The organism is Alteromonas naphthalenivorans (assembly GCF_000213655.1).
GTDB classification, from domain to species: Bacteria; Pseudomonadota; Gammaproteobacteria; order Enterobacterales; family Alteromonadaceae; genus Alteromonas; species Alteromonas naphthalenivorans.
This window is the reverse complement of the sequence record NC_015554.1, coordinates 3,525,019-3,549,690: the sequence shown is the minus strand read 5'-3', so window position 1 is coordinate 3,549,690 and position 24,672 is coordinate 3,525,019. Positions and strand designations below refer to the sequence as shown.

Below are 24,672 nucleotides of genomic sequence, written 5' to 3'. Positions count from 1 at the left end.
TCACTTCTTTATATGACCCCAGCTTGATATAGATCCCACTTAAAATGAGAACCAATGCTGGAGGGTTTGCACTACCACTATTTTCTTCGTATCGGATTTACTTTGTTTCGGGTTTATCTTCTGCTTTCTTAACGCGGATATTCGCATCGCCTAACGCATGATTGTTTAACGACTTAATGGCCGCTTTAGCTTCACCTGGCTTAGGCATTTCTACAAATCCAAAGCCTTTAGAGGCACCGCTCTTTTCATCAACCACAATGGTGCAAGACTGCACAGAACCGAAAGCTTCGAATAAACTCGCAAGCTCTTCTTGTGTAGTTTGTCTGTCTAAATTACGTATTAATATTTTCATTTTGTTTCCTGTGCGCTCGACAAGGTAAGAAGAGGCTTGTTATACAGCAAAGCTAAAGCGATGTAGATAGGTTTCGTCATACTTACCGGCAGTAACTCAAATTAAAAGCACGTCAACGTGCTGGTTGGGTAATTTGCCCCGATTGCGCTCTTTACCTTAGGGCGCATCGCGCTCTGACGGTGCGGTATTAAAGTTTTTAATCACCTCATGGGGGTTAACGTCTTCACTATGGCGCTTAGCTGCTTCTGCCCACCACATCAATTGATTCAAAGTACGAGCAAAGTAATCAAACCACGAAGACGGGTCTTCCCCTGAACACATCTCACCATTCTCTTCGAATACTTGTTGCGCCTTGGGAATATGAATCATAGCCGATACTGGCAAGCAGCCTAACTCAGACAAAAAAGTACGCATGCCTACCGCTGCCCGCATACCACCCCATTGGCCAGCTGAATAAGTGACAATAGCACTAGGCTTGTAAGCAAATAATGAACTACCGAAGTGATTAAGTAAATTAGCAAGGGCAGGGCTCATAGAGTGATTGTACTCGGGGCTAACCATGACATAGCCATCACAATTGGCAATTTTTTCGGCCAATGTATTTAGTTCGGCAGGCGCCTTACCTTTGGCATAGGCAAAATGGGGCTTAAAAATAGCGTCTAAGGGATAATCTAATGGGTCTATCAATTCTACATCATGCTCGTTGTAACGAAGCTGCAAACAGGCCATTACCGCTTTTGCCACACGTTCTCCAAAACGAGCGGGCCTAGGTGGCGTGCTATCCCGAACAGTGCCTAAAAAAATAAGAAACTTCATTGGTATGCTCCTTTTCCAAAACTATTCGATGTAGTTCACTAACACCGCTGGTGGAAACCATACTGAAGCTAAAATCGCAAATCATCGCAGCGAATATCCATTCTTGATTATCTTCTAAATCTAAATTCTGTTTCCAGAATAGCCGCATTTTTTAACTAAATCAGGTGTAATAGATTATAGGCATAGGTTTGGGGCTCGGTTTGAAATACAACGCCTGTCCCCCATTTTGCCATTGGAGATAATTTATTATGACATTTACTCAATTACAGCAAGCACGTGCTTTAGATTTACCAAGCCGCGAGGCTATGCTTCATCGTGCGCCATCCGTGCAACAGTTTTGGAGTTCAAATAACGAGTTGCTTAGCAACGCGTGGAGCGAGTGGGAAGCCAGTGAAAAAGACAACCTATTCACCCTTGATGATTCTTTACTAGATGCCAAATTACGCAGCGCAGTCACGCAAGCGTGGGAAAATCCTGAAAAAGAAACAGAGGTGAAAGCGCTATTAGAAGAGGTATCACCTGACGTGTATCAATTCCAATTCTTCGACCCTGAAAGGCTGGTTGAGTTACGCGCCTATCTTGAAAAAGTGTGGGATGCCAAAATTGCACTAAGACCGCCGTACGGCATAGTATTAAATCGCCGTGGTGCCATGCTAGATAAGCGTTCAGAAGGTTATTTGGCTGCGCCAAGTTTCCAAGCGTTTTATCGCACTATGCTAGACACATATATGCGCCCTATCGCTCGATTGTTGTTTCCGGAAATTATGGGATACGACGCGCAAACCTTTGGCTTTTCAATTCATTATCAGCCAAATACCGATACGTCGATAAGACCGCATACCGACGCGTCAGCAGTAACGTTAAATATTAATCTAAACGTTCCGGGTGAAACATTTACGGGTTCGACAGTGGATTTTTATGATGTAAAAGCAGGGAAAGTAAACCCACTAACGTTTACGCCTGGCAGCGCTATGCTTCACCGTGGAAACGTACCGCATGCGGCACAGCCTATCACCAGTGGCGAAAGAACCAACTTCGTACTCTGGTTGTATGGTAATCGCGGTCAAATGCCACCACAAAGTGTAAAAAGCGTTGATGTTGATGCCCTTGAAAGGTGGACAGTACCATCTCAACCGCAAGATAAATTTGCGCCTTTTTAAGTGCGGTATCTATCAATAAGTAGCAGTAATAACGGGGGAGGGAGCCTCCGTTAATCTTGTTTCGAATTTAGCTTCTTTGCCGCCATCAACCCGACAATAAAAATGATAAAAATAACAAACCCAACTGAAATTAAAATATTGAGTAAAAAGTCCACAATAGCACCTTAATTTTTAAGTTATTGGCGAGCACACCGGCGCTCGCAGTGACAATATTTCTATTTATACCATCACTACGTGTGATTAGCCCATGTTGTTATCATATTGTTACTTGAACGAAGGCTGAGATATATGCTCGCTAGGGATGTATTAAAAGAAGTGTTTTATTTCCCTACAGCTTTTATGGTTTTACCTGAGAAGCGCTCTTTAACTATACATAGCGTTAAAAAGTCAGTAATGAATCTAGTTCAATTTCGCGAAAACATGCTTGTCGTAAAAACCTCCATTTTTATAAATGGCTTTTTTCAGTATAGCTTCTTCGCTAAAGCCTGATTTCAAAAGCAACTGCATAGAGGCGTGGTTACCCGCAAACACAGCGCCAAACAGTCTCACGATATTGGTATGGGTAAATACAAAGTCAGATATTTGCCGAATAGCCTCGGCTGTTATGCCCTTACGCCAATAGCGCTTATCAAGCCAATAGCCAACCTCACCAGAACGCTCGTATTCAAACTGCCCTCGATTAACGCCAATGCAACCAACTAAAACATCGTCGTAAGAAATGGCTTTAATGATGCCAGATTGACTGCCCTCATTAACCCACCAAGCCGCATCCTCTTTTGTATAAGGATTAGGGATTTTAGTAGAAAGAAACTTGGTGACCGCCTCATCATTTAAGATGTGCACTAACCTATCAATATCGTTTTGATTGAAGTCTCTCAGGGTAACCATTCTAATCCTTTCTATATTTCAATAACTCACCTAAGCAAAATTATCACTCTTTTTTAGCCCGATAGACGCCGAAGTGTAAGGCGTATTGACGTGTGCTCAAATGGTTTGCTCATGTGGTCATGTAAAACGTTGAGCGCGATGCTATACGGCTACTCACTAGCTGCATGTTTGGGAGGCATGAGATTCATAACACCAAGATAAATCCAACTACCTATCCATGTGAACAGGCCAAGAAAAAAAGTGACCAGACCCGCAATCCACATTGAGCGCTTTTGTTTTCGAGCTAGAAAAACAGACAGGATGGTTGGAGCGATGGAGAAAACTATTAAAACGATATAAATGAAATTTACACTAATATTCATGGAACATCCTTGCGTGAATATACAAAATAGCTATCTCAGTATAGAAATAACGTAAAAACCACGTACAACAATAAGAGCAATGCAGGAAATAGTACAATACCTTTTAGAATTGAAGCTCTCTTTTGTTGTTTCCAAAAGTATTGCTGCTTCCGCTTTTCAAAATCAGTTAACCAATAATGACAGTGTGGGCATTGGTTTTTGAGGTGCATTATCAATGCGCATTGAGGACATTTAGCTGAAGGCTTGTATGAACCATTCCCCCAAATTGTTGGTTTTTCAATACTCATAACTACCTTAGTGAGTATGAATGCAGGTGCATGTTATGACTTTCATTGCCCATTTTGAAAACCTTATTAGCAGTACTTTACTTACAATCTGTTTTAGAATACCCGTGTTAAACCCACTGAATTTTATATCCATGCTGTTTATAAAGTGGCATGTTACACACCCACGTTCTTTACCCGACCTTCCAATTTTTTAACGCAACGTACAAAAACAGAAACAGAAGTGACCCCAGCACAAATGATTCCGATTTGGGGAATGGATAGTTCAATAGCCCCTAATATGAATAGCCTCCCAATCGTTGAACCAACTACAAATACAGCAGCCAAAAACACTACGATAGCAGTAACTAACATTAACCACGTCGCAGTCTTTCCCCATTCAGGCATATTCTCTACTTCCTTAAAATTTACTTTACTACATAGACACAATGACTCCCTGTAAAAGTGCTAGCCCCCGCATTTTCGTGGGTTAACTTTTCAGCCAGAGCCATAATTAGTTTGTTCAATACTAAATCAATTTGGAGGCTAGCATGAACAAACATAGCATGATTTTTATCGGGTTGGATACGCATAAAGAGTTCCATGAAGTAGCTTATTGTGAGGAGCAACGTGGTGCCAGCCCTGTTCACTACGGACGGATACCTTCATCAAAAGCTAGTGTAAAAAAGCTGCTCCGGCAGTTTGAATCTAAATATCCTGGTGCAACACTTCACGTCGTATATGAAGCTGGGCCTTGTGGCTACTGGATTTATCGGCTGATAACAAGTTTAGGGCATTGTTGCTATGTCGTGGCTCCGTCTCTTATTCCCAAAAAGCCTGGAGAACGAATTAAGACTGACCGCCGAGATGCGCTTAAACTCGTTAGGTCACTAAAGTCTGAAGATCTCACGCCCATATATGTGCCCGAGCCTGAGGACGAAGCCGTTCGGGATTTATCCCGTGCTCGTGAAGCGGCAATGAAAGATTTAAAAGAAGCCAAGTACCAGCTTAAAGCGTTACTGCTTCGCAACAACATACGCTATGAAGGCACTGCTAACTGGTCGAAGAAGCACCTTCGCTGGCTTACAGAATTGATATTGCCTCATCCGGCGCAGCAAATAGTTTTGCAGGAACAATTGCAAACCATAGAAGAGCGTATCCGTCGACTGGAAAGGCTAGATAATGAATTAACTCACCACGTTCACCAATGGCGTTATTATCCAGTAGTGAAAGCCATTCAAGCGATGCGCGGTGTTCGATTATTAGTCGCCGTTGGTGTTGTGGCGGAACTCGGTGATCTACATCGCTTCGACCACCCAAGAAAGCTCATGGCTTATCTGGGCTTAGTTCCCAGTGAACAATCATCAGGTGGAAAGCGACACTTAGGAGCCATTACCAAAGCCGGCAACGGCAGAGCAAGGCGTTTACTGATTGAAGGTGCGCATAGCTATCGGTATCCAGCAAATGTCTCTACCGAATTACAGTTAAGGCAAGAAGGCTTACCCAAAGACATTGTTGATATCGCCTGGAAAGCCCAGCTGCGTCTGTGCAAACGCTATCAGCGCATGAGTAAAAAAGGTAAGCACTACAACTTGATCATTACCGCGATAGCCAGGGAAATGGCGGCATACATCTGGGCTATTGCAAAGGAAGTGGTACTCACACCGGTTAATCCAAAATTACGGTTAAGTAGAGTACCTGCATGACAAACGAGTTTGAGCTAACGCATTCGGATCAGGCCGCGGGATGTGGCACAACCTACGAAAAAGTTATGATGGCAATCACTTAACCGTGATTGACCCACGAGCATAGACTGATGAGAAGGTGCTACGGCGGAACATGTAAGGTCAGCTCTGCTCATTCAACGAATGAGTAACCTACGAATACCAGCATACTAACCGACGACATTACTGCCTCATCCGGTGCGTTAGTTCATTTATTATGAGCGAAAAATAAAGCTAATTATGGACTGAAAGAATGTCAGGGAAGCACTCGTTCAGGGTTGACAAAGGGAGTCATACCAACTTTTAAATAAGGGGCGCAGGCATGTGAGGCATAATGGCGAAGCCGCCCCGCGTATAGGCGTCCCAGCGAACGCAGTGAGCGAGTTTAGCGCCTTGATAATCATTGAGCCTCCTCCCTATCAGCATAAACTGAGTTTATCCTAATAGGCGACCAAACCAAGGGAGAAAACTCAATGAACTTTTATACTAATACACATCCGTACTATTGTGGAATCGATCTTCACACCAGACTGCTTTATGTCTGCATTATTGATAATGAAAACAACATTCTCGTTCACGAAAAAATCGATGATTCACCCGACAAACTGTTAGCGCTTTTAAAGCCATATCTGGGCAATATTGTTGTTGGTGTTGAATGTATGCACTGCTGGTATTGGGTATCCGACTTTTGTGAAGAGCATAATATTGATTTCATTCTTGGCCATGCGCTTTATATGAAGGCCATTCATGCCGGTAAAACGAAGAACGACAAAATTGACGCACTAAAAATAGCGAAGCTAATGCGCGGTGGGAACTTCCCACTCGCGCATGCTTATTCAAAGGAGCATCGCTCTATTCGAGATGCGCTTCGCCGTCGCACCCACATAATGAGAATGAGTGCTCAACTGAAAGCGCATGTTGCCAGCACAGTCAGTCAATACAACTTACCCGCACTAGAAACTCGGTTAGATTTAAGAAACTCACCTGATAGAGAAAAGATGCGTCACTTTTTTCCAGACGAAGCTGTGCAAAAGAGCATGGATTTAAATCTAAATATAATCGAAACAATGGTGAGTGAGCTCTACAAAATTGAACATTATGTAAAGACTCAGGCACAAACACACTGTGCAACAGATTTACATATTCTTAAGTCGTTTCCAGGTATCGGGAAAATTCTAGCCCTTACCATTTTGTATGAAGTTGGCGATATTGAGCGGTTTCCAACAGTTCAGAAGTTTGCTTCGTATTCACGGTTAGTAAAATGCAAAGCAGAATCGGCCGGTAAAACACATGGTACGCAGGGGAATAAGATTGGCAATGCACATTTAAAATGGGCATTTAGTGAAGCAGCGGTGTTATACCTCAAGGGTAATGACAACGCCAAACGATATCTAGCCAAGCTGCAAAAGAGAATGAGCAAGGCGAAGGCTTTATCTGCACTAGCCCATAAAATCGGGCGATGTACTTACTTTATGTTGAAGAACCAGCAGGTATTCGATGAAGAACGCTTTTTAAACGGGTAAGTCGCACGGTGGCATGAGCTTAAAAGTCTAACTGGTTTAATGGTGAGTATCTCATTTATCGCGCAATAGTCTGCCAAAGCAGCATCGATAAATATACCGAAATGCCAAAACCTGTTGGTTTGATTAGACGTGTCCCCGTTGCGCATCTCTACCTTTTTACGAATTTGCTTACACCTTCACTGAACCTGATACTAACTGGTCGATACAGCCACTTAGATTTGAATAGGACAGAGGAAGGTTAACCGATGAATGTCTAGTGCCGTTGCCAGTCAAAAGGAATTGAAAAGCGCAACAACAAGAGCCTCTATATGTGTTTGACGTAGGCAATTTGCCTAACATCAGCCATGACAGACGAAGTAAACGAGTTCTAAAAAGGCAACGGTATTGATCTTGAAATAGTGGTCAAAGGGCTATCTTTTTTCATTGACAGCCCGGAGGCTCATATGTGTTAGCTGCCATTGTCAAATTGAAAAATGATAGCATATACGCTAGCATGTAAACCATGAATAAAGTAGTTATTGACACCAGTGTACTTATTAGCGCCCTGATTGGCAAAACAGGGCCAGCCCGAGAAGTGATAAGGCAATGCTTGTTGGGGGATTTAAAGCCGCTGATTAGCACGACCTTATTCTTGGAGTACGAAGCAGTAAGCAAGCGAGACAAAATTAAAGAATTGTGCCCGCTTACTGAGGACGAAGTGAGCGAGTTGCTAGCAGCATTTTTTAGTGTTTGCGAATGGGTGCAGATACATTATTTGTGGCGGCCAAATTTAAAAGATGAAGGCGATAACTTTCTTATAGAGCTTGCAGTGGCAGGAAATGCCGAGAGCATTATTACGAATAACCTAAAAGACCTGAGAAATGCGGAATTACAATTTGATGGTTTGAAAGTGTTAGCGCCTGAAGATTATTTGAGAGGAGTTTAATATGTCCACTTTAACTGTACGTTTACCAGACGATAAGCATAATCGATTGAAGGCTTTGGCAGCGCATAAAAAGTTGAGCTTAAACAAATTGATAGAAGAATTGTCTACGCAAGCGATAGCTGAATTTGATACTGAGGTAAGATTTAAGGCGATTGCTGCTACTGGAGACAAAAATAAAGGTTTGGAACTTCTAGATAAGCTTGATTCACATTTTGGCAGCTAACGCTTTTAAATAAGGGGCGCAGGCATGTGGGGCATAATGGCGAAGCCGCCCCGCATGTATGCGTCCCAGCGAACGAAGTGAGTGACTTAATTTTTTTGTTAGGTGGCATTGTTTGCTCGAAGATACACACCAATATGGCCGACCGAATACTTATGATTTTTAAAGTTACCACGTTTTACAATTGGTATAGAGCCTAAAGTGTCGGTTATTTGTTGTCGAAGCTCTGGTGTATTGAGTTTAGAGTTTTTTGGAACAACTATGAGCGGCGTAAACAAGAAATGAGAAAAGTCTTGATTGCTATTGATTACTGTATACCCACTTTTTTCTAACTTGGTTCTTAGGCTGGTTAGCTTTGCTTCGTTAATTCCGTTGGAATGCAGATGGATAGTAGGTTTGGCGACTGATGTACACCCAGCTAACACAATGACAATAAATGACAGTAATATCGTTTTCATCCCTGACACCTAACGCCCTAATTTGGTGGCACAAACGCGTGGGCTATACTGCGAAGCAGAGCCCGCGTGTTTGTGTCCCCAACATTTGTTTGTTAGGTGCGTTTTAAAATTACCAGTGTGCTTTAACATAGTTTAAGTTGCCACCACTTAGGCTGATATAGATTGTTTTGCCATTTTTAAATGGCATGTTCGATAAGACGAGAGGGGAACTGTTTTCTATATTTATGGTAATTGTAGCGGTCCCTTCATTGATCGGACTATCCACATTAATTTTGAATACACTCATTTCTTTTTTAACTTGTGCAGTCATGTAAAAGCCAGTAGTAAAGTCAGGGCCCTCCACAATGATATTGCTAATCTCTAAATCATCCATGCCGTGAAGTTCAAGAATAAAATAGCTGCGACCGTTATTAAAGAAAGCGAAAACCAGCAAAGCTCCAATCAATAGCAATACGACAACCGGATATAGTTTTTCCTTCATAGCACCTAACTTTTAAATAAGGGGCGCAGACGTGTGGGGCATAATGGCGAAGCCGCCCCGCATGTTTGCGTCCCAGCCCGCGCAGCGGGCGAACTTGATTTTTTTGTTATGTGTTTTCGCTTATTTCTAAAACCACAGTTAACCATAAATTACCCCAACGCTCACGTCTATCTGCCGAACTCAACAATTTAGGTGAAGTGGTTTGATATTCATTGAAAGAATGACGATTGGCAAATAGAGTAGCGGATACAGCACCTTTTTTAACTTTTTCTGCATCGTAAAAAACCGCCACGACTTGGTTGCATCTAGAACATTGAATAAAGGAGGCTTGTTCTGAACCTTGCTTTAAAAAATTGACTGAGGCACTTGAGTTAACGCTTAACTTTCCAAGCGGATCTGATATGTACGCAAGACTATGATGCTTACAAAAGTCGCAGTCACATTCTCTAGGTTGATAGCTTTCGATTGACCTAGGAAGTGATAGTTTTACGCGAACGGCTTCGCATGAGCATGAAGAGAAATAATCCATTTAACCCTCATAAATTAAACCTGCACATAACTTTTCAATAACGGGCGCAGGCACGTAGGGCATAATGGCGAAGCGGCCCTGCGTGTATGCGTCCCAACGAACGAAGTGAGTGAGTTTATTGAGTTGTTATGTAGCTTACCCAAAACACCAATCCTTTGCTTCGATAAGTATTCTTGCGATTTCAATTGAATTTTGTGAAGCGACACTTCTTCCCATTGAATTTATCTCTAAACCAGCGAGGTACTTTGCTATTTTTTCTTCGTTGTTATCAGAGGTGAGATAATCAAGAACCTTGGGTACATATGAACGGTATTCGTCTCTCGCAGCTGGTATTTCCTTGCAATCGAGAGGGTCCCATAGGTAAAACAAAATTTCATCTACGGCTTTAAAAAGCTGTTCTTCAGAATGCTTCATTTTGAATTCCCTTTGCTACATAACGGCCCGCATAACGGGCAAAAATACGTAGGCTACAATACCAAGCGAAGCGCAGGGAGCCTACGTATTTTTGTCCCTAGCGAGCGCAGCGAGTGTTAATGCGTTTGTTAGGTATACATTACTCACCGTACTCTGATAAGTACAGCTTGATACCTAGACGCCCCATTATAGACATTGCTTCTGGTGACAATATTGCCCCGCCACCACATGCATTCTTTCTTACAGTAAAACCAAGATCTGCTATGTACTTTGCTGGTGCGAGATTGAGAGGATTTGTGAGAAGCCAGAATTCTAGTGCTTCTATCTGAGATGGTAATTCCCAATCACCTTCTGCAAGGTGAGCTAATTTTTCACCTGAACCATCTACTTTGACATAAATTGGCACTGAACCTTCCTTGTATACCTAACTTTAAGCTAAGTGGCGCAGATACGTGGGGCATAATGGCGCAGCCGCCCCGCGTATTGGCGTCCCAGCGACCGAAGGGAGTGGCTTGAGCGTTTTGTTAGCTGCCCAACTGCGTAATATGCAACAGCTCACCTGCTGGTCCCCATAAATAAAACACTTTACCCCAAGACTCTTGTTGTATTGGCGTGATCTTGGATTTACTTTCCGAATTAGAACATATCTCATGCGCATCGTAGATGTCTGAAACGCATATTTGCAACATAAAGTTTTTGGCAAGTTCTTCATTGTAGAAGCGCTGTAAAAAGAAAAGGCAATCTCCGTTTTCAAAAAGCGTGAGGTCATCGGTTACGTATTCTGATTTGAATCCAATTTCCGAGTAGAAAGATTTCGAAACCTCGTAATCCTTACTCGGAACAAATGTTTTTATATCTATTACATCCATGAATATTTCCAAAGGCAGCTAACTTTTAAATAAGGGGCGCAGACGTGTGGGCTAAATTCCGAACGAAGTGAGCAGCCCACATGTTTGCGTCCCAGCCCGCGTAGCGGGCGAACTTAATTTATTTGTTATATGCTAACCGCCTTTTTCAAAAAGGGAACGAATATTTTGATAGGTAATTGGTTGAAGCAGTTCAGAGAAAAAAATAAGAGAACAATATTTGTAGTGACGAAGCTTACTTATTTGGTTTGGACTGCCTCCCTCGCAGGAGCACTGGATAAATGGAAATCAAGCATTGTTGATGACTGTGGTGATCATTTGTTTATATACATTGTCTTTTGGTTACTGCTTGCAGGTGTCGGTTTGCTGTTTAGTCTATTTTGGAAAGCGAAAAACCTAGAGGATTTTGAATGTATCCTGCACGGGCTTCAGGGCGGGGTTGTTCTTCCTATGGTTTTGGTATACGTGGTGCTTTTTATCTCGCTTTCAATGATATCAGCAAATCATGACATTGCAGGTACGATAATTTTTACATCAATTCCAGTAACTGTGGGCGTGGTAATGGCGGTCTATTCTTCAATTAATCAGTCGGGATTACTTTCTTTTTTAAGAAAAGCTTTTGAGCTGCGATAGGCATATAACTTTTCAATAACGGGCACAGACACGTGGGGCATAATGGCGAAGCCGCCCTACGTGTATGGGTCCCAGCGAACAAAGTGAGTGAGTTTATTGAGTTGTTATGTGCGTTCAAAACTCAACCTTCGATTTAAACTTACTGTAAATTAAAATTGTTGTCGGTTTTTAATAACCGAAGCAATGGCAACGTCAAACTCGTTAGCTGGAAGCTGCAGATCCGAACAGCGAACTGAAAGAAAAATAAAGTTATTATTAGTAAAAGCCTCAGGTATTTGATGGTCGCAGTTACCCATAAATTGACCATTTGAAGCTTTCAAGGTGAATCTCACGGAGTATAGCGACGCCAGACCTGAACCAATATTATTAACTTTGTAGTTTATTAAAACTGATTGGTCTTGAATCACAGTTTTATCGATTTTTAAACCCATGCTATCAATAAAAGAAGAATCGAAATCAGATTTTACTTTGCTATACGATTCTTCGAACATGGCTTCGATTCTAGGTTGAGCTGTTATAGCCCAAATGGTCATGAACAATGCAAAAGCAATCGAAAATCCCAATCCTAGTAGAAATCCATTTAAAACCTTTTTCATCTGCTTACACCTTTAAGCACATAACACTAAGCTAACGGGCAGTGACGTAGCGGCATAATCGCGAAGCGCCGCTGCGTTACTGTCCCAGCGACCGAAGGGAGCGAGTTTAGCGCTTTGTTATGTCTTGAACTCATATTACACACCGAAAGCCCCTTTGTGTTGTGTACCTGTTTTACCAATTTCTTCCCAACTTGCTTTTGAGTCCACGAAGAGATGATGTTTTACCTCCAAGTTTTCGTAACCAGAATCCAAAAGGCTTACAGGAATATAAGAGTTCTCTTCATCGTTCTTTCCTGGAACGGGTGAACCACACTTTTTACAGAAGTTTGTAAGCCAATCATGGTTCGGTTTTTCCCAAGCTTGAATTAAGTCTTGTCCTGTTTCTATGACAAGCGAATTTGTAGGAACAACAGTAACAGCAATACCGCCACTACCCGTTGATTTTCTGCAAATTGAGCAATGACAAATAAAAACGCTATCTATTGGAACAGTGACTAAGAACGTTACTCCACCACAATTACAGGAGCCTTTTGCAAAGGTCTTTATTTCCATGTTGAATTTCCATTTGAAGTCATTTTAGAGCGGGACATAACTTTTCAATAACGGGCGCAGACATGTGGGGCATAATGGCGAAGCCGCCCCGCGTGTATGCGTCCCAGCGAACGTAGTGAGTGAGTTTATTGAGTTGTTAGGTTTGTGGTTAAACATCCTAGTCCTCTGGGTACTCTGACAAATAGAGTTCCAACCCCAAACGAAGCATGATTTCCATGGATTCAATCGATACTTTACCTCCACCACCCAAGGCGTCTTCCCTTGGTGAGAAGCCAATATCTGCTGAATATTCACCTGGGGATAAATTTTGATTTTCTCGCAACCAACTCTCAAGTGCTTTCATCTGATCTGGTAGTCGCCAGTTATCTGGTAAAAGCCACGCTATATGTGTGCTTTTTCCATTGTCATCTTTGTTTAAATGATCAGATATCTTAATAGGCATAAATGAAAACCTAACTTTAAGCTAAGCGGCGCAGTTGCGTGGGGCATAATGGCGAAGCCGCCCCGCGTAAATGCGTCCGAACGACCGAAGGGAGTGACTTGAGCGCTTTGTTAGAAGCAGAGCCTGTTCCTTTGGCCTAGTTAAAAAACTAATAAAGTCAGCATACGATTGATTATTAACACAAACAAGTAAAACAACAGCGCAGTGATGGTATTGACTTGACTGAAGCAAGCCGCCCTATGAGTTGCCGAGTGCAATGGCGCTTGCCGGGTAAAATAAGAACTTGTTGGTAAAGCGCCTATTGCGCAACCTTTGAAGTAAGCGCGGTGACATTAAAACTACCAAAGCTTGGGCGATGTTGGAAACAACAGAATAGGGTGGTTGAACTGATATTTTTATAAAGCCAAATGTAGTTTAGGCTGACGCCTTCTAACTTTTAAATAAGGGGCGCAGACGCGTGGGGCATAATGGCGAAGCCGCCCTGCGTGTATGCGTCCCAGCCCGCGCAGCGGGCGAACTTGATTTTTTTGTTATACATTCGGTTGCCTACATTCGCTGCCAATGAGTCGGGTACTGACTTTTGAAAACAATATTAAAATAATCATCTGCCCCTAGGTTGCCGTTCTTAACCATGGGATAAAAGTAAACTGCTGCGCAAAGTGAACAAAGTAAATATATACAGCAAAATAGTAACAGAATGCCAAAAGCAAAAACCGAGTACACTATTTGATCGCTATATTCCTTTAATGGAATATCAAGGTCTACACCGAACATTGGTAGAGCTTTCATAAACAATAAATAAGCTATGACTCCTCCCAAAATACACCCGGTAGTACCAACTTTCGCCGACTTTTCATAAAAGTACGGTTTCAGGTTAAGTTGGCTCTTTATCGCTTTAATTAAAATAACCTATTCCTTGAGAATGTATAACTTTAAGCTTTGGGGCGCAGGCACGGGGCTATAATCGCGAAGCGGCCCCGTGTTTGCGTCCCAGCGACCGAAGGGAGTGCCAACAGCGTTTTGTTAGGCGTACAACTGAAAGTACGCAGCTTTGCTGCCACCACTAGCCGATTAGACCGCGTATTTAAATTATTGAAATTAAGATAAAACAACCCTGTGCGAAAAGCTAGATGTTAACGGTATTGCTGGATAAAAGAGCGAGTTTAGAAAACTGGTGATGTTGAGTGTTGGCGTTGCGGTGTAAAGCTACTGAAACTACCGAAAAAGCAAGCCGTAAAGACAACCTAGCGAAACAACCTATATGCCGGAATGTCACGACTGAACCCACATTTTAATGCTGTAAGTAAATGACGCCTAACTTTAAGCTAAGGGGCGCAGATGCGTGGGGCATAATGGCGAAGCCGCCCCGCGTATAGGCGTCCCAGCGACCGAAGGGAGTGGCTTAAGCGCTTTGTTAGAAGCAGAGCCTTTACCTTTGGAAGTTCTAAAAACTAATAAAGCCAGCATACGATTGATTGTTAAAGCAAACAAGTAAAATGCCAATGGAGTAATGTTGGTGATTTGACTAGAGCAAGCCGCCATTTGAGCTACCAAGTGCAATGGCGCTTGCTAAATTGAATTAAGAACTTGGCGATAAAGCGCCTATTGCGCGACCTTTGAAGTTAATGCGGCGAAGTTAAAACCACCAAAAGCCAGGGCGATTTTGATACAGCAGGTGAGGGCGGTTGAACTGGAATTTTTATAAAGCCAAACGCAGTTTAGGCTGACGCCTTCTAACGCCTCAATAACCGGCGCAGCTTCGCTGCGTCCGGCGCCGTAGGCGCGAAGTTGATTGACTTGTTAGGCATTTTCCATGTGATCTCTGAGCAAAGCATCCGCACAGGACATCTTTTTACCGTATTGATGCTGTAGAAACGCGGCAAACTTTCGAGATTTAACTTCGACAGTTAAACCATTTAGCTTTTTATTTGCAAGAAACCTAGGTAGTTCATAGCTTGCAATAGACTCTTCTGAAATAGTAGACAACACCAAAGAATCAATCTCTCGCATACAAACTCTTGAAAGGTTTATCAATGCAAATACATCATTTACTTCAAATTCATCATAAGTTTTTTTGGAGAAGTCAAAGCCATTCAATTTTGTTGATTGCTTTGCCCAGTATGTGTTGAGGTGATTAGAGTCATTCTTTATCAGTGAGCGATAACCATCACTCATTTCTTCTCGAACATGAGCAATATGGTTTCTTCGTAACCGCAAGTATGCAATTGTTTTGATGATGGCGCTTTCTGGATCTTTGCCAAGCCAATGTCTCAACTTGAGATTTAACTGTTCTTCAGGCTTTTTATCGGTTATTTCATCATGAACTGACGGCATTATGTTGGCGCGAATGCCTTCAACTTCTTCAATGTAACTTAACAAATACTCGACTGAGGCAATAACACTCATACTCACCAACGAGTGGAAGGCTTTGGTTCGAAACGCTGGCAAAGCCTCAATTTTGATATGAAGTCGATCTGAAAACTTATTTTCAGGATATACTTCAGTTGTATAGGAATCTGAAATATCGTGTTCTAATTCTGAAAATATATTGTTTACTTCAATGTCTGAGAATAGGAAATAGCAAAGCTGATCATTCATGTCTTCTAGCTTTGACTCAAATTTTCTAAGTACTTGAGATTTCATTTACCTTTATCCTGTTGCCTAACAATTTAGTGTACGGAAGAAATCCTTTATGCAAGGCGGAAAGTTTCCATATATCACCCAAATAATATTTTAACTTTCGCACGTAAGTTAACTTATATCAATATCCTACACTTTGTATCTGAAAACACTGTACTTAAGTACGGAATGTTTCCTTTTTATTTTACGGCGTACTAAAAAATCGTAATGCTGTATGTAATTACAGTTTAAGTGTGAAAAATAAAAATGAAATCAATGTTTATGCAAATGGTGGTTCAACATATGCGAAATCGCCGTTACGCTAAGCGCTCTATACAGCTTTATAGTGGTTGGATTGTTAGTTATATCCGGTTTCACAATACTAGGCATCCTGCCGAGATGGGAGACAAAGAAGTAGAGTTGTTTCTATCTCACTTAGTGAATAAAAAGAATGTAGCGCCGGCTACTCAAGCCAGCGCACTCAATGCGTTGGCATTTCTTTATCGAGACATACTAGAAAAGCCTCTTTCCTTGAGTCTTGATTTTGTTACAAGTCGCAGGCAAGCCAAGTTACCTGTTGTGCTTACGCAAGACGAAGTGGTAGCGCTGTTTGCTCAACTTCCTGCTCATTTAAAGTTACCTATTTCGTTACTTTATGGAAGCGGGTTACGTTTAATGGAGGCTGTGAGGTTGCGTGTAAAAGACATTGATTTCGACTACAACGCTATTCGAATATGGGATGGTAAAGGCGGCAAACATCGTGTTGTTACTTTAGCATCAGAGCTAAAACCTGGGCTTAATCGGCAAATAAGTGTAGTTGAAAGTTACCTTATTGCTGATTTAGATAACCCTAGTTACCAAGGGGTATATTTGCCCCATCGCTTACGTGTTAAATATCAAAATGCGCCTAAAGAACTTGGATGGCATTATCTTTTTCCTTCTGCGCGTTTATCGGTTGATCCCGAGAATGGAAAAACGCGTCGACATCATATTGATGAATCAAGCATACAAAAGGCGATAAGAATAACCGCAAGTGCGTGTGGGCTTAAAAAGAAGGTTACGCCGCATACCTTACGACATTCATTTGCTACTCACCTTTTACAGTCGGGTGCCGACATTCGTACTGTGCAAACGCAACTTGGTCATTCTGATGTGAAAACTACGCAAATTTACACTCATGTATTACAACAGGGGGCGCAAGGGGTAGTTAGCCCGCTTTCCCGTGTTTTAAAATAGTCGTGTTTGCTCAAGCTGTATTGTGCTTTACGAACCTCATGCAACAAAAAAGGGCCCGAAGGCCCTTTCAATAAAACGTAAATAATTAATTACACACGTTCAAATACAGTGGCTATACCTTGGCCTAAACCAATACACATGGTGGCTAAGCCTAGCTCTACATCTTGCGATTCCATCAGGTTAATCAAGGTACCTGATATACGTGAACCAGAACAACCTAGAGGGTGGCCTAGTGAAATAGCGCCGCCGTTAAGGTTAATCTTGTCATCAAGATTGTCCATCCAACCTAGTTGCTTAATGCACGATAGTGCTTGGGCAGCAAAGGCTTCGTTGAACTCAGCCAGTTGAATATCGTCCATGCTAAGGCCAGCACGTTTTAGGGCTTTTTGTGTTGCCGGTACTGGGCCGTAACCCATAATAGCTGCATCACAACCTGCCACTGCCATTGAACGAATTTTAGCGCGAGGTGTTAAACCTAGTGCTTTTGCTTTGTCGGCAGACATAAGCAACATGGCAGACGCACCGTCAGACAACGCTGATGATGTACCTGCTGTAACGGTGCCGTTTACTGGGTCGAACACAGGGCGAAGTTGCGCCATGCTTTCAGCTGTGCTTTCTGGGCGAATAACTTCATCATGGTCAATCAGTTTAAGCGTACCGTTGGCATCATGGCCTTCGATAGGCACAATCTCGTTAGCCCAGCGGCCTTCAAGGTGTGCTTTATGCGCTAGCTGATGCGAACGTGCGCCAAACGCATCTTGCATTTCACGAGTGATACCATTTTGACGACCAAGTAGCTCGGCGGTCATACCCATCATGCCAGAGGCTTTTGCGGTGTACTTAGCAAGGCCTGGGTGAAAGTCGATGTTGTAGTTCATAGGTACATGGCCCATGTGCTCAACACCACCAATCATGTATATATCGCCACGACCGCTCATAATGCCGCTAGTCGCATCATGCAATGCTTGCATCGATGAACCGCATAAACGGTTAACGGTGACTGCACCTGTAGTACGTGGAATTTGGGTTAGCAATTGCGCATTACGCGCAATGTTGAAACCTTGTTCTTTGGTTTGCTGTACACAGCCCCATATAATGTCTTCAATTTCTGCTGGATCAACACCTGGGTTGCGCTCAAGTAATGCGGTCATTAGCGCGGCAGACATAGTCTCTGCACGAACATTTCTAAATACACCGGCTTTCGAGCGTCCCATAGGGGTACGAACACAATCGATAACTACGACTTCTTTCATTATTAGTCTCCTTGGGAATTAAGCGAAGTAAGATTTACCTTCAGCGGCCATCTTGCGAACGCCATCTGAAATTTGGTAAATCGGGCCAAGACTGGCGTATTTGTCGGCTAGTTCGACAAAGTTCGCTAATCCCATTGTTTCAATCCAGCGGAATACACCACCGCGGAATGGAGGGAAGCCTAAACCGTAAAGTAAGGCCATATCTGCTTCAGCTGCAGTACCTACAATGCCTTCTTCTAGGCAACGAATTGCTTCGTTAGCCATAGGGATCATCAAGCGTGCAATAATGTCTTGCGCGTCGAAGTCTTTGGTATCGGCTGTAATAGGAGCAAGCAAGCTGTATGCTTCTTCAGCAGCCACTTTCGTAGGCTTACCGCGCTTGTCTTTACCGTAGTTATAAAAGCCTTTGCCATTTTTCTGGCCTAAGCGTTTTTCTTTATAAAGCACGGTTACTGGGTCGTCGCCAATACGTGCCATACGCTCTGGAATACCTGCTGCCATAACGTCTGCAGCGTGGTCGCCAGTATCAATACCAACAACATCCATTAGGTAAGCGGGGCCCATTGGCCAGCCGAACTGTTTTTCCATTACTTTATCAACAGCAACAAAATCAGCGCCATCTATTAGCAACTTACTGAAGCCTGCGAAGTAAGGGAACAATACGCGGTTTACCAAGAACCCTGGGCAATCGTTAACCACAATTGGGGTTTTACCCATGCGAAGTGTGGTGGCCACTACGGCATTAATAGTATCTTCCGAGGTATTTTCACCACGAATAATTTCAACCAATGGCATGCGGTGTACTGGGTTAAAGAAGTGCATACCACAGAAGCGTTCTGGCTTGTCTAAGCTTTTCGCTAATTGGTTAATTGAAATAGTAGAGGTGTTAGAACAGATGATAGCGTCATCGGCCACTACGTCTTCTACTTCTTTAAGCACTATGCCTTTTACTTTCGGGTTTTCAACAACGGCTTCAATCACAAGATCTGCATCTTTAAGCGTGTTGTAGTCAAGGGTAGGCGTAATAGCGTTAAGGGTTTTTGCCATGGTTTTGGCATCAACTTTACCGCGCTGCATACCTTTACCAAGAATATTGGCAGCTTCGTTTAAGCCTAGGTCTAGTGCTTCAGTGTTAATGTCTTTCATGATCACTGGCATGCCTTTAACAGCACTTTGATACGCAATACCGCCACCCATAATGCCCGCACCCAGTACGGCATTAAGTTTTACCTCTTTTGTGGCAGCTTTAGCTTGTTTCTTACCTTTACTTCTTACTAGCTGGTCGGCTAGGAAAATACCAATTTGCGCTTGCGCTGCATCGGTTTTAGTTAGGGCAACAAAGCCAGCGTTTTCAAGCTTAAGTGCGCCATCGCGGTCAAGGCCTGCGGCTTTTTGAACGGTTTCTACCATTTTGTGCGGAGCAGGGTAGTGCTTGCCTGCTTGGGCAAATACCATGGCTTGTGCGGTAGAAAAACTCATCATAGCTTCGTTTTTATTTAGCTGTAATGGGGCTTTCTTCTGAGCACGACGTGCTTCCCATTTGAACTTGCCATCTGCGGCATCTTTTAGCATAGAAAGTGCGCTGTCGCGTAATGACTCTGGTGCAACTACGGCGTCAACGGCGCCTTCAGCAAGGGCTTTTGCGCCTTTTCTGTCTTTACCTGTGGTCATCCACTCTAGTGCATTGTCGGCACCAATTAAGCGAGGTAAACGTACGGTGCCACCAAAGCCAGGCATTATGCCTAATTTAACTTCTGGTAGGCCAATAGAGGCAGTTGTATCTGCAACGCGAAGGTCACAGGCTAGTGTCATTTCACAGCCACCACCCAATGCAAAACCGTTAATGGCAGCAACGGTAGGGAAAGGCAAATCTTCGAAGCGGTCAAACACCTGAGACGTGTTTGCTACCCAGTTTAGTACTTCGGCTTCATCCATCGCGAATAAGCCGGTAAATTCGGTGATATCAGCACCTACAATAAATGCAGATTTTGCGCTGCGTACTACTAAGCCTTTAACACCGCTTTCTTTAAGCAATGCTTGGGTTGCTTCATCAAGTTCTGTCACCGTTTGGCGGTCGAACTTGTTTACTGAACCTTCGGCATCAAATACCAGTTCAGCAAAGCCATCATCTAACAGACTGACGGATAAACTCTTGCCTGTGTATATCATTATCATCTCCTTCGGCGTTGGCCGGGATAGTAGTGTAGCAATCTAACCATTCGCTATAAGCGTATAAACCAAACATACATTCTGGTCGTACCACAACACTAATGCGTTAGGGTGGCTAGCTTTTTAACTAAACTTAAACAAAATATCAATGAAAAATTCAAACGAGCGTTTCAATTGTTAAAAATGGAGGTCATTCATCGAAAATCAAGCTTCATTTCAATAATAGTGCTTGTATAATGGATGCTATTGACGCAAAGCGCCAATCCAGCAAAACAATAATCTACAATCATGATGTAAATGGTTGTAAGTCATAATCATCAACGCTGGCACTTTTTACTTCTGTGGCACGGATCCACGCCGATAATTTTTCGGCTTTCACGCAAGCATCGTTTTATCATTACACCAACTCTGGTGTATTTGAATGCAACAAGGGGTAGGAGTTCACATTGTGTCGTATAAAGTAGGAATAAATTTTTTTCCAACTGCACTCGCATTTTTCAAGCAGTTGCCTTTGCATAAGCCATTGGGGTTATTTACGATAGTGGCTATTTCAAGCTGCCTTCAGCTAAGCCATGCGCAAGTTTCGCCGCTATTCCCTGATGACATCTACGCCGATGAGCGGGCACGTTTCTTAATTTTAGAAAAAAGCTTACGAACCCTACCGAAAAGACGTTTAGAAGATTTAGACGCAGAAATTTACGGGTTGGCGAATTATCCACTCTATCCGTATCTACTTCGTTTGCGATTAGAACGCACCATGTCGCTTAAAACTCAGCGTGAAGTAGAACAGTTTCTAGAAGATTACGCGGGGCAACCTGTTAGTTATGGTTTGCGCTATAGATGGCTGAACTACCTATCTTCTCAAGGCCACGAAAACGCGTTTTTAAGTAGTTATCGTGATGGCATGGGCGCTAAACTTACCTGCCAAGCCTTGGGTTACAAATTAAAACGTACCGACGATCCCAAACCTGTGCTAACGGATGTAGACCCTCTTTGGTACAGCGGCCAGTCGCAGCCCGATGAATGCGACCCTCTATTTGCAAAGTGGCGAAGCAATGGCCTCATGACGCCAGATAAAGTGGTTAAGCGTATTGCCATTGCAGCGAAAGAAGATAATCGCCGCATTATTCCTTATTTAAAACGCCAATTGCCCACTAGTCATCAGTATTTAGCCGATGCGTGGTCATCGGTATCACGTGATGTAAGTTTAGTTAACCGAACCCGCCTGTTTCCTTTGAAACACAAAAACAGCGAAGCTGAAATATTAACCTGGGGTATAGAAAAACTGGCGTGGAGAAACCCTAAAGCGGCAATAAAGGCTTACAATACCTACGCCCCGAAAAACATTTTCTCAGAGCCTGAATTACATATTATTCAACGGGCTATTGCCTTAAGCGCGACTTTAGATTTCTTACCTGAAGCCCATGAATGGCTAGATAAGGCCGATATCGCAGGTGCTAGCGATGATGTGAAACTTTGGCATGTGTCGTTTTTGCTTCGCGGCAAACAATGGCAGCGGGTCGTCGATGTGATTGATGCCGCCAGTCCTGAACTCCAGCAAGAGGAAAACTTCCGCTATTGGAAAGCCCGCGCGCTTGAAGAACTAGGGAATGTGATGCAGGCTACGGTGATGTATCAGCAACTGTCCACCGAACGCAATTATTATGGTTTTATGGCGAGTGCCCGTATTAATAGTCAGCCTAATTTGGCACATACGCCAGCGCCTCTGGTGCAAAGTGCGGTGCACGCTATTGCGAATACCCCCGCTACCCAACGGGCAATGGAATTTTACCGTTTAGAGCGTTCTACGAGTGCGCGTCGAGAGTGGCGCTATTTGCTATCGAATTTACCCGATTCACAAGTGACTGATGCAGGAGTGCTAGCTTACGAGTGGGGTATATACGACCAAGCCATCATCAGTTTCGCTAAAAGTGGTTATTGGGACGATGTTGAGCGTCGTTTCCCCTTGGCGTTCGAGTCACAATTTAGTGAAAAGAGTGAAACCTACGACGTATCAAAAGCGTTTGCGATGGCAATCGCCCGTCGTGAAAGCTCTTTCATGGTAGACGCAGTATCGCCGGTGGGCGCGGCAGGGTTAATGCAACTTATGCCAGGTACCGCGCAATACTTAGCCAAAAAGAAAGTCAGTCGACATACCTTGTTTCAAGTTGAGAATAATCTCGACTACGGTGTGCAGTATTTACGTTATCTAGGCGATAAGCTTGATAATAATCCTGTATTGGTGTCGGCGTCGTATAACGCTGGCTGGCGTAAAGTGTTGGAATGGTTACCCGCAGGCGAAGCGTTGCCAGTGGACATTTGGATTGAGAATATTCCTTACAAAGAAACCCGTAGTTACGTGAAAGCGGTATTGGCTTATCAGTATATCTACGAGCATCAGTTAGGTGAAAATAAAAACGTGTTTCCGCAGCTTACCCAAGATGTTATTCCTTCATCAAGTGCCGTTAGCACCCACCCTGTAACGGGAACCTTGCAATTAGCGCCTCACTAGCGCAGATGTTTAACTAATGATACAAGCCGCTCGGTGAAAGCTAAGCGGCTATCGTGGTACACTATTCTCCTTTAAGAGAGCGTACTCAAGTCGCCTTAGAAGAGAAGCACACTTAACGACAATGGCTAATATTATTCACTTCTCGCACTTAGTGAAGCTAGCGTAGAACCTGCGATTTGAAACGGCTGGTAACGCGTTGCTCATTGAAGAAGGCCAGTTAGCCATGCAAATCAAAAAACTTAAATGAGGTGTTATGTCAAAACATCAGGCAAGCTATCAGCAACATATCGATGAACTTCAATCTCGCACTCGCGAAGCACTTCAGCGTGAAGGGCTAGAAGGGTTAGTCATCCATTCAGGGCAAGGCAAGCGCTTGTTCTTAGACGATAACCATTATCCATTTAAGGTAAACCCACAATTTAAAGCATGGGTGCCGGTTATCGATAACCCCAATTGCTGGTTAGTGGTTAATGGTGAAGATAAGCCTACCCTTATTTTTTATCGCCCAGAAGACTTCTGGCACAAAGTACCGCCAGAGCCACAAGATTTTTGGACCGACAGCTTCAATATTATTTTGCTTCAACAAGCCGATGCTGTCGAGAAACACCTGCCTTACGATAAGCGTGGTTTTGCTTATGTTGGGGAATACATTGAAGTAGCTAAAGCATTAGGGTTTGAAAACGTAAACCCAGATAGAGTGCTGCATTATTTGCATTACCAACGGGCGTATAAAACCGATTACGAACTAGAGTGTATGCGTGAAGCAAACAAGCTGGCGGTAGCAGGGCACAAAGCGGCAGAGCAAGCCTTTATTGAAGGCAAAAGTGAATTTGATATTAATTTAGCGTACAGCGCAGCGTGCCGCCAAGGCGATAACGACGTGCCTTACACAAGTATTATTGCGCTAAACGAACACGCGGCAATTCTGCATTACATGCAGTGCGATACCATTGCCCCAAAGCAGTCTCGTTCTTTCTTAATTGATGCAGGAGCAAATTATCACGGTTATGCTGCTGATATCACCCGAACCTACAGTCAAAACTCGACGCTATTTTCAGACCTTATTCAAGCCGTGGATAAAGTTACGCTAACCTTGGTAGATTCGCTTAAGCCAAGTGTCGCCTATACCGATATTCATTTGCTTGCCCATGCAGGTATAGCTCAAATCCTACAAGACACAGGCATTGTGAATCTTCCGGCGGCAGATATTGTTGAACAAGGTATTACGCGAACGTTCTTCCCTCACGGCATTGGCCACTTTTTAGGGCTGCAAGTACACGATGTAGGTGGTTTGGTAAATGACGACAGAGGTACACCTAAGCCTGCCCCTGAAGATCATCCTTTCTTACGTTGTACGCGCATGATTGAAGCGCGCCAGGTGTTTACCATCGAGCCTGGTTTGTATTTTATTGACAGCTTGCTCAGAGACTTAAAAGCCACCCCAGCGTCGAAATACATCAATTGGGATACGGTAGATACGTATCGTCCATTCGGTGGTATTCGCATTGAGGACAATATCATTGTGCACCGCGATAAGAACGAAAACATGACCCGAGATCTTAATTTAAAATGATCTCATCGCCACGCATCACTCTATGATTAATAGCGTTAGGCTTAAAAATTATAGATGCGCTCAGCGAGAACAATGAAAAAAGGCAGCAACGTTGAGCTGTCTTTTT

At 43.2% G+C, this 24,672-nt stretch carries 26 protein-coding genes; 9 read left to right on the top strand and 17 right to left on the bottom strand.

Annotated elements, in window-relative coordinates; genetic code table 11:
* Positions 1-97: 97 nt before the first annotated feature.
* On the bottom strand, positions 98-352 hold the full coding sequence (locus tag AMBT_RS15455) for an RNA recognition motif domain-containing protein (RefSeq protein ID WP_013785571.1): 255 nt from the start codon (positions 350-352) through the stop codon (positions 98-100).
* Positions 353-508: 156 nt separating this feature from the next.
* Complete coding sequence (locus AMBT_RS15450) at positions 509-1,168, bottom strand: NADPH-dependent FMN reductase (RefSeq protein ID WP_013785570.1); 660 nt, start codon at positions 1,166-1,168, stop codon at positions 509-511.
* A 248-nt stretch (positions 1,169-1,416) separates the two neighbouring features.
* Between AMBT_RS15450 and AMBT_RS15445 the strand changes: the two genes are divergently transcribed.
* A complete protein-coding gene (locus AMBT_RS15445) occupies positions 1,417-2,328 on the top strand; it encodes a 2OG-Fe(II) oxygenase family protein (RefSeq protein ID WP_013785569.1) in 912 nt (303 codons plus the stop codon).
* 399 nt (positions 2,329-2,727) lie between these two features.
* On the opposite strand, the gene AMBT_RS15440 is transcribed toward AMBT_RS15445, so the two are convergent.
* From AMBT_RS15440 to AMBT_RS15430, 3 genes are all read right to left on the bottom strand, one after another.
* Positions 2,728-3,216 carry a GNAT family N-acetyltransferase gene (locus tag AMBT_RS15440; protein WP_013785568.1) on the bottom strand — a complete coding sequence of 163 codons (489 nt, stop codon included), beginning with the start codon at positions 3,214-3,216 and terminating at the stop codon, positions 2,728-2,730.
* A gap of 149 nt (positions 3,217-3,365) precedes the next feature.
* Positions 3,366-3,578, bottom strand: a complete 213-nt coding sequence (locus AMBT_RS15435) for a hypothetical protein (RefSeq protein WP_013785567.1) — start codon at positions 3,576-3,578, stop codon at positions 3,366-3,368.
* Positions 3,579-4,018: 440 nt separating this feature from the next.
* Entirely contained in the window at positions 4,019-4,249 is a 231-nt protein-coding gene (locus AMBT_RS15430; RefSeq protein ID WP_013785566.1) for a hypothetical protein, read from the bottom strand.
* 143 nt (positions 4,250-4,392) lie between these two features.
* Here AMBT_RS15430 and AMBT_RS15425 point away from each other — a divergent pair, with 143 nt between their 5' ends.
* From AMBT_RS15425 to AMBT_RS15410, 4 genes are all read left to right on the top strand, one after another.
* The gene (locus tag AMBT_RS15425) at positions 4,393-5,547 is read left to right on the top strand and encodes an IS110 family RNA-guided transposase (protein ID WP_013783726.1); all 1,155 of its coding nucleotides are present in this window, start codon (positions 4,393-4,395) and stop codon (positions 5,545-5,547) included.
* A 491-nt stretch (positions 5,548-6,038) separates the two neighbouring features.
* Complete coding sequence (locus AMBT_RS15420; RefSeq protein ID WP_013785565.1) at positions 6,039-7,088, top strand: IS110 family RNA-guided transposase; 1,050 nt, start codon at positions 6,039-6,041, stop codon at positions 7,086-7,088.
* Between the two features lie 502 nt (positions 7,089-7,590).
* Complete coding sequence (locus AMBT_RS15415) at positions 7,591-8,013, top strand: putative toxin-antitoxin system toxin component, PIN family (protein WP_013785564.1); 423 nt, start codon at positions 7,591-7,593, stop codon at positions 8,011-8,013.
* A 1-nt stretch (position 8,014) separates the two neighbouring features.
* Positions 8,015-8,236, top strand: coding sequence for a toxin-antitoxin system HicB family antitoxin (locus AMBT_RS15410; protein ID WP_013785563.1), 222 nt, complete (start codon positions 8,015-8,017; stop codon positions 8,234-8,236).
* A gap of 98 nt (positions 8,237-8,334) precedes the next feature.
* Here the strand turns inward: AMBT_RS15410 and AMBT_RS15405 are convergent, their stop codons facing one another.
* The 6 genes from AMBT_RS15405 to AMBT_RS15380 form a co-directional block, all read right to left on the bottom strand.
* Entirely contained in the window at positions 8,335-8,691 is a 357-nt protein-coding gene (locus tag AMBT_RS15405; RefSeq protein ID WP_013785562.1) for a hypothetical protein, read from the bottom strand.
* A 109-nt stretch (positions 8,692-8,800) separates the two neighbouring features.
* Entirely contained in the window at positions 8,801-9,172 is a 372-nt protein-coding gene (locus AMBT_RS15400) for a hypothetical protein (protein ID WP_041452594.1), read from the bottom strand.
* Between the two features lie 106 nt (positions 9,173-9,278).
* On the bottom strand, positions 9,279-9,701 hold the full coding sequence (locus AMBT_RS21980) for a hypothetical protein (protein WP_013785560.1): 423 nt from the start codon (positions 9,699-9,701) through the stop codon (positions 9,279-9,281).
* Positions 9,702-9,836: 135 nt separating this feature from the next.
* Positions 9,837-10,115 carry a hypothetical protein gene (locus AMBT_RS15390; RefSeq protein WP_013785559.1) on the bottom strand — a complete coding sequence of 93 codons (279 nt, stop codon included), beginning with the start codon at positions 10,113-10,115 and terminating at the stop codon, positions 9,837-9,839.
* A gap of 139 nt (positions 10,116-10,254) precedes the next feature.
* Complete coding sequence (locus AMBT_RS15385; protein WP_013785558.1) at positions 10,255-10,521, bottom strand: hypothetical protein; 267 nt, start codon at positions 10,519-10,521, stop codon at positions 10,255-10,257.
* A gap of 118 nt (positions 10,522-10,639) precedes the next feature.
* On the bottom strand, positions 10,640-10,984 hold the full coding sequence (locus AMBT_RS15380) for a VOC family protein (RefSeq protein WP_013785557.1): 345 nt from the start codon (positions 10,982-10,984) through the stop codon (positions 10,640-10,642).
* A gap of 180 nt (positions 10,985-11,164) precedes the next feature.
* Between AMBT_RS15380 and AMBT_RS15375 the strand changes: the two genes are divergently transcribed.
* Positions 11,165-11,614: a hypothetical protein gene (locus tag AMBT_RS15375; protein ID WP_148259113.1), complete on the top strand. Its 450-nt coding sequence runs from the start codon at positions 11,165-11,167 to the stop codon at positions 11,612-11,614.
* Between the two features lie 149 nt (positions 11,615-11,763).
* On the opposite strand, the gene AMBT_RS15370 is transcribed toward AMBT_RS15375, so the two are convergent.
* The 4 genes from AMBT_RS15370 to AMBT_RS15350 all read right to left on the bottom strand — a co-directional run bounded on the left by AMBT_RS15370 (position 11,764) and on the right by AMBT_RS15350 (position 15,847).
* On the bottom strand, positions 11,764-12,210 hold the full coding sequence (locus AMBT_RS15370) for a hypothetical protein (RefSeq protein ID WP_013785555.1): 447 nt from the start codon (positions 12,208-12,210) through the stop codon (positions 11,764-11,766).
* A gap of 135 nt (positions 12,211-12,345) precedes the next feature.
* Positions 12,346-12,762 carry a GFA family protein gene (locus tag AMBT_RS15365; protein ID WP_013785554.1) on the bottom strand — a complete coding sequence of 139 codons (417 nt, stop codon included), beginning with the start codon at positions 12,760-12,762 and terminating at the stop codon, positions 12,346-12,348.
* 157 nt (positions 12,763-12,919) lie between these two features.
* Positions 12,920-13,204 carry a hypothetical protein gene (locus tag AMBT_RS15360; protein WP_013785553.1) on the bottom strand — a complete coding sequence of 95 codons (285 nt, stop codon included), beginning with the start codon at positions 13,202-13,204 and terminating at the stop codon, positions 12,920-12,922.
* Between the two features lie 1,800 nt (positions 13,205-15,004).
* Positions 15,005-15,847, bottom strand: coding sequence for a hypothetical protein (locus AMBT_RS15350; RefSeq protein ID WP_013785550.1), 843 nt, complete (start codon positions 15,845-15,847; stop codon positions 15,005-15,007).
* A gap of 243 nt (positions 15,848-16,090) precedes the next feature.
* Here AMBT_RS15350 and AMBT_RS15345 point away from each other — a divergent pair, with 243 nt between their 5' ends.
* Positions 16,091-17,059 (top strand): integron integrase, encoded by a 969-nt coding sequence (locus AMBT_RS15345; RefSeq protein WP_013785549.1) that lies wholly within the window; start codon positions 16,091-16,093, stop codon positions 17,057-17,059.
* An 89-nt stretch (positions 17,060-17,148) separates the two neighbouring features.
* On the opposite strand, the gene fadA is transcribed toward AMBT_RS15345, so the two are convergent.
* Both fadA and fadB read right to left on the bottom strand, forming a co-directional pair.
* Positions 17,149-18,312: an acetyl-CoA C-acyltransferase FadA gene (gene fadA, locus AMBT_RS15340; protein WP_013785548.1), complete on the bottom strand. Its 1,164-nt coding sequence runs from the start codon at positions 18,310-18,312 to the stop codon at positions 17,149-17,151.
* An 18-nt stretch (positions 18,313-18,330) separates the two neighbouring features.
* Entirely contained in the window at positions 18,331-20,481 is a 2,151-nt protein-coding gene (gene fadB / locus AMBT_RS15335; RefSeq protein WP_013785547.1) for a fatty acid oxidation complex subunit alpha FadB, read from the bottom strand.
* 448 nt (positions 20,482-20,929) lie between these two features.
* Here fadB and AMBT_RS15330 point away from each other — a divergent pair, with 448 nt between their 5' ends.
* Together AMBT_RS15330 and pepQ are read left to right on the top strand one after the other, a co-directional pair.
* A complete protein-coding gene (locus AMBT_RS15330; RefSeq protein WP_232363149.1) occupies positions 20,930-22,993 on the top strand; it encodes a transglycosylase SLT domain-containing protein in 2,064 nt (687 codons plus the stop codon).
* Positions 22,994-23,246: 253 nt separating this feature from the next.
* A complete protein-coding gene (gene pepQ / locus AMBT_RS15325; protein ID WP_013785545.1) occupies positions 23,247-24,566 on the top strand; it encodes a Xaa-Pro dipeptidase in 1,320 nt (439 codons plus the stop codon).
* The last annotated feature ends 106 nt before the right edge of the window (positions 24,567-24,672 follow it).